The following is a 14684-nucleotide window of genomic DNA, read 5'->3' on the forward strand; positions in this document are numbered from 1 at the left end:
CAAGATGACGTGTCACACCTACCCGCGGCGGGGCGACCCGCTGTCGGGCGCACGCAGGAGGGCGAGCGGCGCGGAACGACCACGTTTTCCCGCCGACTTGCCGGAAATCCGGGGCTCAGCGGCAACAAGACAGGAAGACGTGATCGATCGGCGAGCGCTACTTCCCGTGTAGCGGTCGCGCGGACGCATCACGCAGGGTGCCCCAGGGGCGAAGACGGGTCGGGCGACCGCTAGAAGATGACGCGCAGGTTGATCGTCTCGGGTAAGGCCCGGATCCGGTCGACGATGGCCTGTGTGGTGCCACTGGCCGAGTCGGTCACCACGTAACCGACGTCGCCGCGCGTGCCGAGCAGTTGGGCCTCGACGTTCACGCCGTTGTCGGCCAGCAACCCGTTGACCCGCGCGAGCACGCCGGGCACGTTGCGGTGCAACAGGATCAGCCGCAGGGTGCCCCCGGCGCGCGGCAGCGAGAGCCCCGGCACGTTGACGCTCATGGCCGTCGAGCCGTCGCGGACGTAGTCACGCAGCTTGCCCGCGACGAAGCGGCCGATGTCCTGCTGCGCCTCTTCGGTGGAACCGCCGATGTGCGGCGTGAGGATGACATTGCCCAGGCCACGCAGCTCGGAGACGAACTCGTCGCCGCGCCGCTTCGGTTCGACCGGGAACACGTCGACGGCCGCACCGGCGATGTGGCCGGACTCGATGTGCGCGCGCAGCGCGGCGTAGTCGACGACGAAGCCGCGCGACAGGTTCAGGAACAGCGAGCCCTGCCGCATGGCGGCGAAGTCGTCCTCGCCGAAGAAGTTCTCGTTGGACGGACGCCCGTCGACGTGCAGGGTGACGACGTCGGATTCGCCGAGCAGCTCCTTCATGGACAGGCATCGCTTGGCGTTGCCGAGAGCGAGCCGGTCGGCGGTGTCGAAGAACAGCACGTGCATGCCGAGGTTCTCGGCCAGCACCGACAGCTGCGTGCCGATGTTGCCGTAGCCGACGATGCCGAGCGTGCGCCCGCGAACTTCGTGAGCACCGGTTGCTGACTTGTCCCAGACGCCTTCGTGCATCAGTGCGTTCTTCTCGGTCAGCCGCCGGGTCAGCGAGATGATCTCGGAGATGGCCATCTCGACCACGGAGCGGGTGTTGGAGAACGGTGCGTTGAAGACCGTCACGCCGCGCTCGGCCGCGGCGGTGAGCTCGATCTGGTTGGTGCCGATGCAGAAGGCGCCGATGGCGATCAGCTTGTCGGCGGCCGCGAGCACCCGCTCCGTGACGTGGGTCTTGGATCGGATGCCGAGCAGCGATACGCCTGCGATGCGCTGGACGAGCTCATCCTCGTCCAGCGCACCGTCGAGACTGTCCACCTCGAAACCGGCCGAGGACAGGATCTCGACGGCGTCGGGGTGGATCTGTTCGAGGAGCAGGACTCGGACGGGCGCGTCGGGCACGGGGCTGACCTTCCAGTGGGAGCGACGGGTTCGCGGTCCACTCTAGTGAGCCGGTCGGGTGGCCTTATTGCCCGCGCAGACGAAGGGCCCCGGGGCCACCGGTTCGCGGATCAGGCGCGCACCGATCGGCGTCCGCTGACCTTGCGGTAGATGAGCAGGGCGATGACGCCGCCGATGATCGAGCCGATCAGCCCGGACGGCTGGAAGTAGCCCTCGGCGTTGTCCTTGCCGAAGATCACGTAGCCGAGGAAACCGCCGATGAAGGAGCCGACGATGCCCAGCAGCACGGTGCCGCCGAAGCCGAGGTGGTCCTTGCCCGGGACGATGAGACGCGCGATGGCACCCGCGATCAGACCGACGATGACCAGCGTGACGATGAAACCCAACATGGCGGACCCTCCTTCGTGCCGCGGTGCCCGCGGCGATTGCCGAAGGGTTACCCGGGCTGTCGTCGGCCGCTAACTGTGCCGATCCGAGGCATCCGCTGTGGGCTTTGTGGGCATCGTGGGCACTGTGGGCCGTACGCCCGGGTCAGGCGACCGACGTCGCGGACCTGCTGATGCCGATGCCACCGGGCGTTTCGGCGCCGTACCGTCCGATCTCGCGGGCCAGGTCGAGGGGCCGGATGTGCTCGCGGCCGGCCAGCGTCTCGTCGTCGAGACGGTCGGCAGGCACGACCCAGGCGATCTCGAACTCCAACCCGTCCGGGTCGTGGCCGTAGAGGGACTTCGTGGTGCTGTGGTCGGACGCGCCGACGAGCGCGTCGGCCGCTCCCAGGCGTTCGGCGAGCCGCTCGAGGTCGCGCAACGTGTCGACCTCCCACGCCAGGTGGTAGAGCCCGACGGTGCTGCGACCGGCCTGTGAACCGCCGGCGGCGGCGCCGAGCTGGAACAGGCCGAGGTCGTGGTCGTTCTGCGAGGACTCGGCGCGCAAGAAGGCCGCCCGACCCGGGATGTCGACGTCCACGATGAAGCCGAGGACGTCACGGTAGAAGGCCGCACTCGCCGCGACGTCGCGGACGTAGAGAACGGCGTGGTTGAGGCGGTGGATCGGCACGGCTGGTCTCCTCGAGGACGGCCCACTCAGCATAGCCGACTCAGTTGAGTATTCAACAATTGAGCGGTGCCGTAGGATTCCTGTGTGCCCGAGGAGCCCTGGCTGACGCCTGACGAGCAGGAAGCGTGGCGCGCCTACATCGAGTCCACGAAGATCGTGGCGGATGCGCTGGATCGCCAGTTGCAGCGCGATTCCGACATGCCGCACGCCTATTTCGAGGTGCTCGTCCGGCTGTCCGAGTCGCCCGAACGCACGATGCGCATGAGCGAGCTGGCGGACATCACGTTGTCCTCGCGGAGCCGACTGTCGCACGCGATCGCGCGCCTCGAGGACCGCGGTTGGGTCGAGCGGACGAACTGCGAGACCGACCGGCGCGGCCAGAACGCCACCCTCACCGACGAGGGCTTCGCGGTGCTCGCCGCCGCCGCGCCCGCTCACGTCACGACGGTGCGCGAGACCGTCATCGACGTGCTCACCCCCGCGCAGCTCGCCGCACTCACCGACATCGGCCGGCGCATTCTCGCCCGGGCCCAGGCCGAGCCCGCCTGACCGACCGGCCGACCCGGTCAGGCGGTCCGCCCGTCAGCGGGTGGCGGTCAGCAACGCCCGCCAGGTGTTCTGGTTCATGGCTCCGGTCACCGGCAGGTGGTGCGCCCGCTGCAGGCGCTCCACCGCGGCCACGGCGCTCGACCCGTAGGACGACGAGCTCGACAGGTGCAACGCACGGCGGACGGCGACGACCGCAGGACCCGAGGACGAGCGTCCCAGCCAGGCACCGGACCACGTCACCAACGCCTTCTTCGTCGACGTCGCACCCTTGGGCGCGCGGGCCTTCGCATACTGCGGGCACGGTGTCGACCGCGGGCCGTAGTAGCGCGGCCCCCAGTTGAGGTCGCGGGCACGGCACGGCCCGAAGTCCTGTGCGGCGACCTTCTTCGTCCAGAACGACGTGCGGCCCTGCGCGCCGGCCCACCCCAGCGAGATGTGGATGTGCGTGCGGTGGCAGGCGTTGGCGTACGCGGCCTTCTGCATCGACTTCGCCAGGCAGCCGTTGTAGTTCGACCAGCCGCCGCCCCACGAACCCCAGATCCGGTTGTTCCAGATGAGGTACATGACGCCTAGGCGTCGGGCCATGGCGTAACGGTTGCCGTGCGAGTCGGTGGCCAGCAGCCAGGCGATCGTGGCGTTGGCCGCTGCGCGCTGCTTGGGGTCGCGCACGTTGACCATCCAGTCGATGGCGCGGCCGTCGGAGTGCTCGCTCGGCGTCCCGTCGGTGCCGCAGGGGTAGAACGACATCCACGTCGTCCGGGTGCTGGCCCGGTAGGTGTTGGCCAGGTAGTTGGCGAGCTTGCGGGTGCCGGGGCCGATCCGGGGGTCGCACGACACCTGTGGGACGTAAGCCGCCATCGGCTCGATGGCGCTCGGCAGCCCGGAGGGTGTGCGCGGAGCGGGGGTCGAGGCGGTCGCCGGGCCGGCGAGCGTGATCGAACCGACGACGAGGGAGCCGGTGATCAGGGCGGTCGCTGCGCGGCGCCAGGCCCGGAGGAGGGGGGAGGAAGACATCGAAACCTCGGTACTACTAGGCCCCGCAGCCATTCCCGCTCGCGCAAATTACCCGTGACGCACCGGGCCTCAAACCGGTTTGTCGCACCCAATTCATGATCGACGCCGGGACCTAGGTCCGTTTGGTCACCGTGAGGCACGGGTATGCCTGGTCCGTCCCGCGGCGACCGCGGCCGGACGGAACGCAGCGGAAGGGGGAGTCATGGCCCAGCTTGCCTCGCGGACGAACCCGTCCGGGGATCCCGCCCCGTTCGTCGGCCTCGAAGTTGCCACCCTGAACGCGGACACGCTGCGGGCCAGCCTGCGGGTGACCGGCACGTTGGTGCCGGCCGGCGCCGGGCTGCTCACCAGTGTGCTGCGCACCCACATCGCCGGCGGGCGACGCTATCTCCGCGTCGACCTCGCCCAGGCCCGGATCGACGACCCGGCCATCATCGAAGCGCTCGTCGACGCGCGCCACGCGGTGGCGGCGCTGGGCGGGATGCTGGTCTTCGAGAACGCCGGCCCACGCGTCGTCGACGCCATGCGTCAGGCCTCGCTGTTCGTCCGCGCCGACACCTGACGAATCGCGGCCGCCGGCGGCACCGCTGACGTGCCACGACTGGTCGCGATCGTGCGCCTGGGCGCGGCCGTGCCGTCCCCGGCGGAGCCGGTGGGGCCGACGCTCGCCGGGCCGACGACACCGGGGCTCGGGTAGGGTCGTTGACGTTCGCGGGTGTAGTTCAATGGCAGAACATCAGCTTCCCAAGCTGACAGTGCGGGTTCGATTCCCGTCACCCGCTCCAGGAAGAAGGCCCCGCTTCCTCGAGGCTGCATCGTCCTGACGACGGATCTGCGGGTTGATCACGTTCGTCTCGTGCATCAGAAGTGTTCGGGCTTCGAGCGCACGAGGCGCGGCACGAGCCGGACGTAGACGAGCATGACGATCAGTTCGACGAGGGTTTGCGTAACCACGACTGCCGGTGCGATGTCGTAGGCGGCCGGCAGCGCCAGGGCGAGCGGCAGGACCACCAGGCTGTTGCGGGTGGTGCCGCTGAACATCACCGCGCGCCCGTCGGCAGGGTCGAGCCGCAAGCATCTGGTGGCGACCCAGCCGACTGCGGCCATCACCGCGGCGAACGCCGCGAAGATCGGCACGACCTCGGCGACCGCGCGCAGGTTGCCACGGACTGCAGGTACTTGCGAGGCGACAACGACGAACAAGGTCGCGGCCAGCAGCGCCACCATCAACCCTGTCAAGGCCGACGTGACGAGCATCCCGACATGGTGGCGAGCGGCGAGCATCTCGGTGAGCAGGGCGAGCAGTAGCGGGACAACGATCAGCACCACGAACGCGTGAACGAAGGGGCCGGGGTCGAAGACGTCGGCGAGGTCGCGTCCGACGAACATGATCAAGTACAGCGGGAGCAGCAGCAACTGGCCCAGCATCAGGATCGGCGAGGCGGCCAGCAGCTTCGTGGATGCACCGCCGGCCAGGCCACAGAACACGATGACGTAGTCGATGCAGGGCGTCAGCAGCACCAACAGCACAGCTATGAGCACCGCCTTGTCGCCGGCCACGAACCTGGTCAGTCCGAAGACGACGACGGGAACCACGACGAAGTTCACCAGCAACAACACGGTCAAGAACCTGCGGTCACGGAACGCGTGTGCGAGCGCGGTGAACGGGACCTGTTGAAAGGTCGCGAACAGCAGCAGCGCCAGGACCGGTTCGATCGCCTGCTCGAACCCGTGGCTGCTGGCGGGTGCGATGGTGCCGACAACGACACCCAGGGCAAGAGCCAGGAGATAGATCGGGATCTGATGGTCGTCGGCGAACGCGACAGCCTTGCTGGCGACACCGCTCACGACTGAGCGACGTCAGACGCCGATCCGAGCAGCTCGAGCCAGCGGCTCTCGGCGGGGCGGGCTCGTTGATGTGCTGCCCGGCTGTGCCTTCTGACAAACGGTGCGCCCGCCTCATCGTCGTCGATCGATGGGCCGATCAAGCGCTGTATTCGGTAGGGGTTACGGCCCTGCTCGTCGCGGCCCAGCTCGCGAGCACGCGCAGCGCCTCGCTGGAGGTGCTGGCGGGCTCGACGGTGTAGGCGATGATCGTCAGTCCCGGGTCTGCCGGGACAGTGAGGGCTTGGCCGGTGACTTCGACGTCGCCGACGACGGGGTGGCGTAGGAGTTTGGTGGCGCTGTTGTGCAGGCGGACGTTGTGGGTTGCCCACCAGGTGCGGAACGGTTCGCTGCGGGTGGTGAGTTCGCCGACGAGGTCGGTGAGCCGTCGGTTGTAGGGGTCGCGGCCGGCTTCGATGCGCAGGGCGGCGACGCAGTCGCGGGCGACGGTCTCCCAGTCGGCGTAGAAGTCTTGAGCTTGCGCGTCCAGGAACAGATAACGGGCCATGTTGCGGATGGCGGTGCCGTCCGGGGCCAGGTCGGGTAGCAGCGCGGCGCCCAGGGCGTTGACGGCAAGGATGTCGTACCAGCCGTTGCGCACGTAGGCGGGCAGGTCGGTCATCCCGTCCAGGAGCAGTTGCAGGCCTGATCGGACGCGGGTGTGAGGGGCGGTCTTGCGGACCCGCCGGGCGGTGTTGGAGTGGGCGAGGTCGATCAGGTGGGCGCGTTCGGCGTCGTCGAGCTGCAGGGCGGCGGAGACTGCCTCGAGCACCTGGTCGGAGACGCCGTTCAGACTGCCGCGTTCCATGCGGTTGTAGTAGTCGACGCTGACCCCGGCCAGGGTGGCGACCTCTTCGCGGCGCAGCCCCTTGACCCGGCGGGTGGACCCGAAGGACGGGAGGCCGGCCTGCTCGGGGGTGAGCCGGGCACGGCGCGTCGTGAGGAAGTCGCGTACCTCGCTGCGGTTGTCCACCCCGTCGACGCTACGGCTCGTTGCGCCTATGCGGTATGTGCGAAGGGTGCACTGCCAGTACCTGGAAACGCCGTCACTGCCGCGCCCGCGCGTCGGCCGGTTGACTGGGATGGGTAGCCGGCCCACGGCGCTGCTCGAGACGAACAAAGGACGCGATGAAGCCACCGGAATCCATCCAGACTCCGAACCCAGCCGACACCCGCCGCACCGACCTGAACACCGAACCCAGCACAGGAGAGACACGATGAGCACGAGCACCGTCCCCGACCTCACGGTGAACAACGGCGTTCAGCTGCCGACCATCGGCCTCGGGGTGTTCCAGACCCCGCCTGATGAGACCCGGGACGCGGTCGCGGCTGCCCTGGACACGGGCTACCGGCACGTCGACACGGCCGCCGCCTACGGCAACGAACGCGGCGTCGGCGACGCCATCAAGGCGTCCACCCTGGACCGGGGCGAGGTGTTCCTGGAGACCAAGATCTGGATCAGCGACTACGGCTATGACCAGACGCTGCACGCCTTCGACAAGAGCGCCGGCAAGCTCGGCGTCGACCAGATCGACCTGCTGATCCTGCACCAGGCGCTGCCCGGTGAGTTCGACAAGACCCTGGCCGCCTACAAGGCGCTCGAGCAGCTGCTGGCCGACGGAAAGGTCCGCGCCATAGGTGTCTCCAACTTCATGGTCGAGCACCTGACCCGCCTGCTGGACGAGACGAGCGTGGTGCCCGCGGTCAACCAGATCGAGGTCCACCCCTACTTCCAGCAGCGTGAGGTCCAGGCCTTCGGCGCCGAACACGGCATCCTGACCCAGGCCTGGTCCCCGATCGGCGGCATCACCCACTACCGCGACGGTCAGCACACCAGCACCCTGGAGGACGAGACCATCGTCGGCATCGCCCAGGCCCATGACAAGAGCCCGGCGCAGGTGATGCTGCGCTGGCACATCCAGCAGGGCCGCTCGGTGATCCCGAAGTCGACCAAGGCGCAGCGCATCACCGAGAACTTCGACGTCTTCGACTTCCAGCTCACCGGCGACGAGCTGAACGCCATCGACGCCCTGGACACCGACCAGCGCGGCGGACCCGAGCCCGAGGCCATCACGCTCGAGGACTTCGGCCGCGACATCCCGGAGGCCTGACCCCGTGAACGGAAGCTGCTCATGAGCACCTGGATCATCACCGGCTGCTCCACCGGGCTCGGCCGCGCCTTCGCCGAGACCGCCTTGGCGCGCGGCCACAACGTCGTCGTCACCGCCCGCGACGTGTCGGCGGTGCAGGACCTCGCCGACACCCACCCCGACACCGCGCTCGCTGCGGCCCTCGACGTCACCGACGACACGCAGGTCCAGGCCGCGGTCGCCGCCGCGGTCGACCGGTTCGGCGCCGTGGACGTGCTGATCAACAACGCCGGCTACGGCTACCGGGCCGCGGTCGAGGAAGGCGAGGACGATGCGGTGCGCCAGCTGTTCGACACCCATGTCTTCGGCACCGTCCGCATGGTCAAAGCGGTGCTACCCGGCATGCGCGCCCGCCGCTCGGGCACCATCGCCACGCTGTCTTCGATCGGGGCACGCGTCTGCCCGGAGGGCTCTGGCTACTACGCCGCCGCCAAGGCGGCCACCGAGGCGCTGACCCTGTCGCTGCGCAAAGAGGCTGCCCCCCTGGGGATTGCGGCGATGACCGTCGAACCTGGCGCGTTCCGCACCGACTTCGCCGGCCGCTCCCTCACCCAGGCCGTCACCCCCATCGACGACTACGCCGAGACCGCCGGGAAACGCCGTAAGGATCACGACACCGGCCACGGCCGACAACCCGGCGACCCGGACAAGGCGGCGGCCGCCCTCGTCGACGTCATCGACGCCGGCGACGTCCCGTACCTGCTGGCCCTGGGCACCGACGCCGCGGCCGCGGTGCGCGCCAGCCTCGACGCACTGCACTACGACCTCGACACCTTCGACGAGGTCACGCGTAGCACCGACTACGACGCCGACCCCGCAGGGCGATGACCCCACCGCAGCGGCCAGACCCACACACCGTCAGCCGGCGCACCCTGCTACGAACCACCGGCGCCACCGCGCTCGCCGTCGTCGCCGGCCCGCTGTTGGCCGCCTGCACATCAGACAGCCCGGACCGGACCGGCTCGAGCAGCTCAGCGCGCGCGGACAGCCGATCGCCGTCGAACCCGGCCGCGGCTGCCAGCTCGAGCCGATCAGCGGGAGCCGACAGCAACCGGCCGGCAGGCCGGCGTGTTCTGCTCGCCTACTTCTCCCGGCGCGGTGAGAACTACTACTACGGCGGCCGACGTGACCTGCAAACCGGCAACACCGAGGTGCTGGCCCGCATGATCAGCGACGCGATCAACTGCGACGTCTACCGGATCGAGCCCGCCGAACCCTACTCACGCGACTACGACGCCACCGTGGCCCGCAACGTGAGAGAACAAGACAGCGACGCCCGACCCAAGATCGCCCGGGCGCTGCCCGACGTCGGTGACTACGACATCGTGCTGCTGGCCAGCCCGATCTGGAACGTCCGCACCCCCATGATCATGCGCACCTTCACCGACGGCGTGAATCTGCGCGGCAAGACCGTCCATCCCGTCGTCACCTACGCCGTCAGCGGCCTCGCCAACACTGAGGACGACTACCGACAGGCGTGCCCCGGCGCACGAGTCGGCACCGGCCTCGGTGTGCAAGGCGAGCGGGTCAGCCAAGCGGGCGCCGCCGTCACCACCTGGCTCACCCGCACTAATCTCAGCCACGCGACGACCGCGAAGTGAGTGCCTTGCCCTACGACCCCTGGCCGCGGCCGGGACGCGTTCTCGGCCGTGCCCTGGCCTCTGCCGTGGCGCCGACGCGCAGCACGTGCTCGATTGGGCGTACGTCTCGGCAGGCTGGTACGGCCATCGGGACGAGGACGCGTTCGCGCACGCTCTCGTCGGCGCCCTCGGAGTGGCCGGTGCCGACGAGCAACCGACGGCCCGCCGCACCGTCGTGCTGACACATGGGCTGATCCGGGTGGGCGACCCTGCTCACCGGGATGTCCGATAGTGACGAGGTCCGACCGCTCGAGCCGTACCTCGACGCCGCGCCGCGCGTGCTGATGAGAGCGCAGACCATCAAGTTGCCCTGAGCCCGGTCTGATGACCGGCGCGCCACCACGGCGGTCGCTCAGCCGACGCGCGGTCCGTTCGCGGCAGACACCTTGAGGTCGAGGCGCACCGGAAGGTCGTCGCGTCCGGTGGCCGTGCGGGCGTGCGCGATCGGGCCCTCGACGATGCGGGTGTGCAGCCCGGCGAGGTCGGCGTCGTGGCGGATCCGCGCCTCGAGCACGAGTTCCGGGTCGTCCGGGTCGCCGATCAGGCGGGCCTTGGCCGATTCGACACCGGACATGCTCTCGGTCTCCTCGGCCACGGCCTCGGTCAATGCGCTCGAGGACAGACTGGTTCGTCCGCTGCCACCGCCGCTCGCGACATTCAGGTCACCGGAGCGATCGGTCGAGAAGAGCAGCGCGAGGAGCCAGCGCAGGGCCAGCAGCACCACGACGAGGGCGACCCCGGCCGCGGCCCACCACAGCCAGATCCCGTGTCGACCGACGTAGTGCGAGACGCTGTTGTCGGTGAGGGCGTGGTGCTGGAACGTGCGTCCGAACACGCCCCAGGAGGCCGCGATGCCGGCGCCCGCGCCGGCGATGAGCACGAGCGCGAACACGATGAGGGCGGCGCGGTTGGTGCGGTCGGCGTGCATCAGCGTTTCCTCTCCGTCGCGGTCAACCGGAGCCGCGGCGCGTGCGCGAGCTCCAGGGCGTCCAGCTGTTGCTGCGCCGCGTCCTGCGCGGGTTGCTCGAGCTCGGCGGCTGCGGCCGAATCCCGCGCCGCGGTGGCGGCCCGCACCGTGACCTTGCGTCGTGTCACCGCGACCTTCGCGCCGCGCACGCCGTCGACGTCGAGGACGGCGGTCCGGACGGCATCGGCGACACCGCGGCGGGTGTAGGCCGCGTCGAGCGGGCCGTGCGCGTCGTCCGAGGCGATTCGGAAGCGGGTGACACGGGTGCGCTTGATCTCGGCGAGCAGCAGGATGACCCCGACCGCGGCGACGACGATGAGCCCCACCCGCAGGCTGCCTTGTGTCCAGGACGTGTGCTGCGCCCAGTGGTAGACGCGGTGCCACTTCGTCACGGCCGGATGCTTCACGGTGCGGTCGGCGATCACCTCGATGATGAGCAGGACGCCGACGACGATGAGGGCCAGCGCGAGCAGCGCGGCAAGTGCACGATTGAGCAGTCTCATGGCGCTGCCTCCTACCGGACCCGGGCAGAGGTCTGGGTCTGCGTGACGAGATCGCTGACGTGGACGCGGACGTCGGTGACCCGCAGTCCGGTGAGGTCGCGCAGCTGGTCGATGATGCGCCGTCGGACCTCAGCCGTGACCTTCGGAACGGACGCGGGCCAGCGCACGCTGACCGTCACCTCGATGGTCGCGACGGACAGGTCCGCGTCGACATCGACCTTGGGCGCTCCGCCGAGATTCGCGCCGAGGCCGGGCACGGCGCCACCCAGCACCCGGCGCGCGGGCGTGCCCGCGTCAGGCACCTCGAGCACGGCCTGGGCCGCGATCTTGGCGACGACCCGGTCCTCGACGGAGATCGCCCCCAGCTCGGTACGCCCGGGGTGTGCCGACGACGGGCGGTCCTGCGTCTGCGCCGTGGCCTCGGAGGTCGCGCCGGTCATCGGTGGTCGCGACGTCCGGAGACGTACGGGCTGATGTCGATGTCGCCGGAGATGACCTTGGCGATGACGTAGCCGATGGCGGCGAACAGCGCGACGATGAGCATCTTGCCGAAGTCGCCGAAGGCGACGGCCCAGCCGAGTACCAGTCCGACGACGGTCGCCAGTGCGGTGCGGTTCATGTTGTCCTCGTTCTCCCTAGACCGTTCGATGTGGTGGTGTCGAAGCAGGCTCAGCGCACCCGGGGTGGGCTGGACCGGACGCGACGTTGCGCCGCTCGTACCAGTCGGCGCGGCCAGGCCGTGCGGCGGACGACCTGGACGCGCACGGTGTCGGCGGCGCGGCCGGCCGCCCGGTCGAAGGCGGCGAGACCGGCGACGAACGCCGCCGGATCACCACCGCGATCGGGGTGGTGATCCCGGACGAACGCGCGCCGGGCGCTGCGGTGGTCGACCCGCTGGTCGTTGGGGTGGTTGTCGACGGCGACTCACCCCGCTCCCGGAGAATCGGCGCCGTCGGACGCCGGGGTGTCGATGTCGGAGACGACAACGTCGACCGTCCGGCCGCCGACGAGCGGCGACACGGCGGCACGAACGTGCCGGCCGAGCTCCGCGACCGGAACCCCCCACTGCGCACGTATCTGAACGGTCACCCGCTCGGCGTCCACGCGTACGCCGGGTACCCGGGAACCCGGCAGGTAGGAGACGACCGACCCGGCGAGACCCTCGTCGAGGTCGGCCACACCTGGGCAGGCGCGCACCGCCTCGGCGACGCCGGGAACGTCGACGCCGTCGATCAGGTGCGGCTGCGGGTTGATCGAGCTCATGCCACGCGCGACGGGCCCTCGTCATCGCCGCCGCTGTCGGGGAGGTACACGTCGTCGACGCTGACGTTGACCTCGACGACCTCGAGACCGGTCATGCGCTCGACGGCCTGTTTGACGTTGCGCTGGATGCTCTGGCCGAGGTCGGCGATGGCCACCCCGTACTCGACGACAATGTCCAGGTCGATGGCCGCCTGCGACTCGCCCACCTCGACGCCGACGCCCTGGGTCACGCTCGGGCCGGAGCTGCCGGGAATGCGCTCACGGATGGCGCCGAAGGCACGGGTGCCGGACGTGCCCATGGCGTGCACCCCGGAGATCTCGCGGCAGGCGACTCCGGCGATCTTGGACACCACCCCTTGCGCGACGGTGATCTTGCCGTCGCCGGTGTTCAGCCGACTGTTCGTCACGACCTCGGTGCTCTGCTCGCTCCCGGACGCGGTCCGGTCGGGGGTCTTGCTCGTCACGTCAGCCATAGCAACTCCTTCGAGACGGCAGCGGGTCCGGATGGCACGCTGCGTGTTCAGCGCCGCCCGGCTGCCTTACACCGTCAACCTGCCCAAACCGGATGGGAATTACCCAAGACGGACGGCCCGGCCCTTCCAACGCAGAACACCCCGCCGGTGCTGCACCACCGAGCGCACGATCAGCCAGTCCAGGACGGCGATCGAGACCGGGTGGGCCAAGGCGTCGGGCAGGGCCCGGCCCCCGGTACGCCGCGCCGAGACCCAGCGCCCGCCCACGCCGGCCAGGTAACCCACGGCGCCGATGCGCGACCCGAACGCGGCGGCCACCCCCGGCACCACGTAGGCCACGGTCAGGACCGCCATCGCGACGACGGCTCCGGGCTCGGACCCGCACGCCGACCACAGCGACTTGCCGTACCCGTCCCGGAGTTCCGGCCAGCTCCGGTACATGCGACAGGACGCGACCTGCGAGCCGTCGACCACGCCCCCGCGGCCGCCCGCCCGCTTCACGGCGCGCACCAGCGCGACGTCGTCGAGCACCGCCGACCGCGCGGCCGCGAAGCCGCCGGCCCGCTCGAGCGCGTCACGACGGACCACCAGGAACTGACCGCAGGCCGCGGTCAGCGACGCCCGCGGCGAGCGTTCGGCGAGCCGCAGCGGCAACGTCGTCAGCCACGACCACTGCAGCAGCGGCTGCACCAGCCGCTCGGCGGGACCGCACGCGAGCTGGCGCGGGAACGGGCAGACGATGTCGAGCCTCTGGTCGAGCAGCAGGGAGACGGCCGCGTCGATGGCGCCGTCCTCGAGACGGACGTCGGCGTCGAGGAACACCAGCACCTCGCTGGACGGGTCAGCGGCCTCGACCAGCTGGGCGCAGGCCCACGGCTTGCCCAGCCAGCCCGGCGGCACGGGTGCGCCCGGGACGACACGCGCGCCGGCCTCGCGGGCGCGCTCAGCGGTGGCGTCGGTGGACTCGTCGTCGAGCACCAGCACCTCTCGGGCGGCGCCGACACTGCTGACGCAGTCCCCCACGACCGCCGCCTCGTCGCGGGCGGGCACGAGTACCGACACGAGCGGCAGGTCGGCCCGCGTCACCGCCGGTGCTCTCAGCAGCCGGGCGTTCACGGTGGCGTGGACGGCCCCGGCGACGGACAGCACCGTGCCCGCCGCCACCAGGGCCCGACCGGTCGCCACCACAGCTACGAGCCCTCCCGTTGCACGATCACGACAGCCGCGGGCGCCGCCGGGGCACGATGGACAGTACGGCGCCCGCCGCACGGCGGCGCGCAGTCTCGTCCGCCCCCAGGAGGCGATGGCCTTGACCGACACCGTCCGCCGGCTCCACCCCGGTGCAGGTGACGAGGTCGCCGTGGCGCCCGCGCCGGCCGAGGCGGCAGCCCGCCGCATCCCCATCGTGCGGCTCCCCCGCACTCCCCCGGCCCGGCTGGGCGCGACCTGGCGGCAGGCCGATCCCGATCGCATCGCGGCCGCCCTCGCCGTGGCCGAAGGCCGCGACCCCGGTGGGTGGTACGCCGTCGGGTCCTCCGCGGGCTTCGCGACGACCCGCTCGGTGGTCCGCACCGTCGCCGGGCGCGAGGTGGTCTTCTGGCGCACCGCCGACGGGCGTCTGGTGGCCGGCCCGGGCGCCTGCCCGCACCTGGGCGCCGCGCTCGACGACTGTCCCGTGGTCGGCAGCACGCTGCGGTGCCGCTGGCACGGCCTAGGGCCCACCCGACGGGGTGAGCCCTAGGC

At 70.5% G+C, this 14684-nt stretch carries 19 protein-coding genes and 1 tRNA gene; 7 read left to right on the forward strand and 13 right to left on the reverse strand.

Annotated features, from left to right (window positions below):
- Positions 1 to 230: 230 nt before the first annotated feature.
- The 3 genes from serA to ACFFCA_RS03950 form a co-directional block, all read right to left on the reverse strand.
- Positions 231 to 1442 carry a phosphoglycerate dehydrogenase gene (serA, locus tag ACFFCA_RS03940; RefSeq protein WP_375482014.1) on the reverse strand — a complete coding sequence of 404 codons (1212 nt, stop codon included), beginning with the start codon at positions 1440 to 1442 and terminating at the stop codon, positions 231 to 233.
- Between the two features lie 110 nt (positions 1443 to 1552).
- Positions 1553 to 1831, reverse strand: a complete 279-nt coding sequence (locus tag ACFFCA_RS03945; protein WP_375482016.1) for a GlsB/YeaQ/YmgE family stress response membrane protein — start codon at positions 1829 to 1831, stop codon at positions 1553 to 1555.
- Between the two features lie 142 nt (positions 1832 to 1973).
- Positions 1974 to 2498: a VOC family protein gene (locus ACFFCA_RS03950; RefSeq protein ID WP_375482018.1), complete on the reverse strand. Its 525-nt coding sequence runs from the start codon at positions 2496 to 2498 to the stop codon at positions 1974 to 1976.
- A gap of 84 nt (positions 2499 to 2582) precedes the next feature.
- Here ACFFCA_RS03950 and ACFFCA_RS03955 point away from each other — a divergent pair, with 84 nt between their 5' ends.
- The gene (locus tag ACFFCA_RS03955; RefSeq protein WP_375482020.1) at positions 2583 to 3047 is read left to right on the forward strand and encodes a MarR family winged helix-turn-helix transcriptional regulator; all 465 of its coding nucleotides are present in this window, start codon (positions 2583 to 2585) and stop codon (positions 3045 to 3047) included.
- Between the two features lie 33 nt (positions 3048 to 3080).
- Here the strand turns inward: ACFFCA_RS03955 and ACFFCA_RS03960 are convergent, their stop codons facing one another.
- Positions 3081 to 4061 carry a peptidoglycan-binding protein gene (locus ACFFCA_RS03960; RefSeq protein ID WP_375482022.1) on the reverse strand — a complete coding sequence of 327 codons (981 nt, stop codon included), beginning with the start codon at positions 4059 to 4061 and terminating at the stop codon, positions 3081 to 3083.
- Between the two features lie 202 nt (positions 4062 to 4263).
- On the opposite strand from ACFFCA_RS03960, the gene ACFFCA_RS03965 reads away from it, so the two are divergent.
- A complete protein-coding gene (locus ACFFCA_RS03965; protein ID WP_375482024.1) occupies positions 4264 to 4623 on the forward strand; it encodes an STAS domain-containing protein in 360 nt (119 codons plus the stop codon).
- A gap of 149 nt (positions 4624 to 4772) precedes the next feature.
- Positions 4773 to 4846, forward strand: a tRNA-Gly gene (locus tag ACFFCA_RS03970).
- 76 nt (positions 4847 to 4922) lie between these two features.
- Here the strand turns inward: ACFFCA_RS03970 and ACFFCA_RS03975 are convergent.
- Together ACFFCA_RS03975 and ACFFCA_RS03980 are read right to left on the reverse strand one after the other, a co-directional pair.
- Entirely contained in the window at positions 4923 to 5909 is a 987-nt protein-coding gene (locus ACFFCA_RS03975; RefSeq protein WP_375482026.1) for a bile acid:sodium symporter, read from the reverse strand.
- 136 nt (positions 5910 to 6045) lie between these two features.
- Positions 6046 to 6918, reverse strand: a complete 873-nt coding sequence (locus ACFFCA_RS03980; protein ID WP_375482028.1) for a helix-turn-helix transcriptional regulator — start codon at positions 6916 to 6918, stop codon at positions 6046 to 6048.
- 244 nt (positions 6919 to 7162) lie between these two features.
- On the opposite strand from ACFFCA_RS03980, the gene ACFFCA_RS03985 reads away from it, so the two are divergent.
- Genes ACFFCA_RS03985 through ACFFCA_RS03995 form a run of 3 tightly spaced genes read left to right on the forward strand, consistent with a single transcriptional unit; the run spans position 7163 to position 9696 of the window.
- Positions 7163 to 8056, forward strand: a complete 894-nt coding sequence (locus ACFFCA_RS03985) for an aldo/keto reductase (protein WP_375482030.1) — start codon at positions 7163 to 7165, stop codon at positions 8054 to 8056.
- Positions 8057 to 8077: 21 nt separating this feature from the next.
- Positions 8078 to 8923 (forward strand): oxidoreductase, encoded by an 846-nt coding sequence (locus ACFFCA_RS03990; protein WP_375482032.1) that lies wholly within the window; start codon positions 8078 to 8080, stop codon positions 8921 to 8923.
- Positions 8920 to 9696 (forward strand): flavodoxin, encoded by a 777-nt coding sequence (locus tag ACFFCA_RS03995; RefSeq protein WP_375482034.1) that lies wholly within the window; start codon positions 8920 to 8922, stop codon positions 9694 to 9696. Before ACFFCA_RS03990 ends, ACFFCA_RS03995 begins: the two co-directional genes overlap by 4 nt.
- Before the next feature lie 391 nt (positions 9697 to 10087).
- Here ACFFCA_RS03995 and amaP read toward each other — a convergent pair whose 3' ends face one another.
- From amaP to ACFFCA_RS04030, 7 genes are all read right to left on the reverse strand, one after another.
- Positions 10088 to 10663: an alkaline shock response membrane anchor protein AmaP gene (amaP, locus tag ACFFCA_RS04000; RefSeq protein ID WP_375482036.1), complete on the reverse strand. Its 576-nt coding sequence runs from the start codon at positions 10661 to 10663 to the stop codon at positions 10088 to 10090.
- Positions 10663 to 11205, reverse strand: a complete 543-nt coding sequence (locus ACFFCA_RS04005) for a DUF6286 domain-containing protein (protein WP_375482038.1) — start codon at positions 11203 to 11205, stop codon at positions 10663 to 10665. Before ACFFCA_RS04005 ends, amaP begins: the two co-directional genes overlap by 1 nt.
- Before the next feature lie 11 nt (positions 11206 to 11216).
- Entirely contained in the window at positions 11217 to 11645 is a 429-nt protein-coding gene (locus ACFFCA_RS04010; protein ID WP_375482040.1) for an Asp23/Gls24 family envelope stress response protein, read from the reverse strand.
- On the reverse strand, positions 11642 to 11824 hold the full coding sequence (locus tag ACFFCA_RS04015; RefSeq protein WP_375482042.1) for a DUF2273 domain-containing protein: 183 nt from the start codon (positions 11822 to 11824) through the stop codon (positions 11642 to 11644). Before ACFFCA_RS04015 ends, ACFFCA_RS04010 begins: the two co-directional genes overlap by 4 nt.
- A 305-nt stretch (positions 11825 to 12129) precedes the next feature.
- Positions 12130 to 12468: an Asp23/Gls24 family envelope stress response protein gene (locus ACFFCA_RS04020; protein WP_375482044.1), complete on the reverse strand. Its 339-nt coding sequence runs from the start codon at positions 12466 to 12468 to the stop codon at positions 12130 to 12132.
- Entirely contained in the window at positions 12465 to 12941 is a 477-nt protein-coding gene (locus ACFFCA_RS04025; protein ID WP_375482046.1) for an Asp23/Gls24 family envelope stress response protein, read from the reverse strand. Before ACFFCA_RS04025 ends, ACFFCA_RS04020 begins: the two co-directional genes overlap by 4 nt.
- A gap of 99 nt (positions 12942 to 13040) precedes the next feature.
- Positions 13041 to 14129, reverse strand: coding sequence for a glycosyltransferase (locus tag ACFFCA_RS04030; RefSeq protein ID WP_375482048.1), 1089 nt, complete (start codon positions 14127 to 14129; stop codon positions 13041 to 13043).
- Between the two features lie 115 nt (positions 14130 to 14244).
- On the opposite strand from ACFFCA_RS04030, the gene ACFFCA_RS04035 reads away from it, so the two are divergent.
- A complete protein-coding gene (locus ACFFCA_RS04035) occupies positions 14245 to 14682 on the forward strand; it encodes a Rieske (2Fe-2S) protein (protein ID WP_375482050.1) in 438 nt (145 codons plus the stop codon).
- Positions 14683 to 14684 lie beyond the last annotated feature (2 nt).

The organism is uncultured Jatrophihabitans sp., from assembly GCF_964252635.1.
Lineage (GTDB): Bacteria > Actinomycetota > Actinomycetes > Mycobacteriales > Jatrophihabitantaceae > Jatrophihabitans.

What these genes read in the sequence shown, in the direction of transcription:
- ACFFCA_RS03945 (WP_375482016.1), bottom strand. Translation starts at nt 1,831, where the DNA reads ATGTTGGGTTTCATCGTCACGCTGGTCATCGTCGGTCTGATCGCGGGT.
- ACFFCA_RS03960 (WP_375482022.1), bottom strand. Translation starts at nt 4,061, where the DNA reads ATGTCTTCCTCCCCCCTCCTCCGGGCCTGGCGCCGCGCAGCGACCGCC.
- ACFFCA_RS03965 (WP_375482024.1), top strand. Translation starts at nt 4,264, where the DNA reads ATGGCCCAGCTTGCCTCGCGGACGAACCCGTCCGGGGATCCCGCCCCG.
- ACFFCA_RS03985 (WP_375482030.1), top strand. Translation starts at nt 7,163, where the DNA reads ATGAGCACGAGCACCGTCCCCGACCTCACGGTGAACAACGGCGTTCAG.
- ACFFCA_RS03990 (WP_375482032.1), top strand. Translation starts at nt 8,078, where the DNA reads ATGAGCACCTGGATCATCACCGGCTGCTCCACCGGGCTCGGCCGCGCC.
- ACFFCA_RS03995 (WP_375482034.1), top strand. Translation starts at nt 8,920, where the DNA reads ATGACCCCACCGCAGCGGCCAGACCCACACACCGTCAGCCGGCGCACC.
- amaP (WP_375482036.1), bottom strand. Translation starts at nt 10,663, where the DNA reads ATGCACGCCGACCGCACCAACCGCGCCGCCCTCATCGTGTTCGCGCTC.
- ACFFCA_RS04005 (WP_375482038.1), bottom strand. Translation starts at nt 11,205, where the DNA reads ATGAGACTGCTCAATCGTGCACTTGCCGCGCTGCTCGCGCTGGCCCTC.
- ACFFCA_RS04010 (WP_375482040.1), bottom strand. Translation starts at nt 11,645, where the DNA reads ATGACCGGCGCGACCTCCGAGGCCACGGCGCAGACGCAGGACCGCCCG.
- ACFFCA_RS04015 (WP_375482042.1), bottom strand. Translation starts at nt 11,824, where the DNA reads ATGAACCGCACCGCACTGGCGACCGTCGTCGGACTGGTACTCGGCTGG.
- ACFFCA_RS04020 (WP_375482044.1), bottom strand. Translation starts at nt 12,468, where the DNA reads ATGAGCTCGATCAACCCGCAGCCGCACCTGATCGACGGCGTCGACGTT.
- ACFFCA_RS04025 (WP_375482046.1), bottom strand. Translation starts at nt 12,941, where the DNA reads ATGGCTGACGTGACGAGCAAGACCCCCGACCGGACCGCGTCCGGGAGC.
- ACFFCA_RS04035 (WP_375482050.1), top strand. Translation starts at nt 14,245, where the DNA reads ATGGCCTTGACCGACACCGTCCGCCGGCTCCACCCCGGTGCAGGTGAC.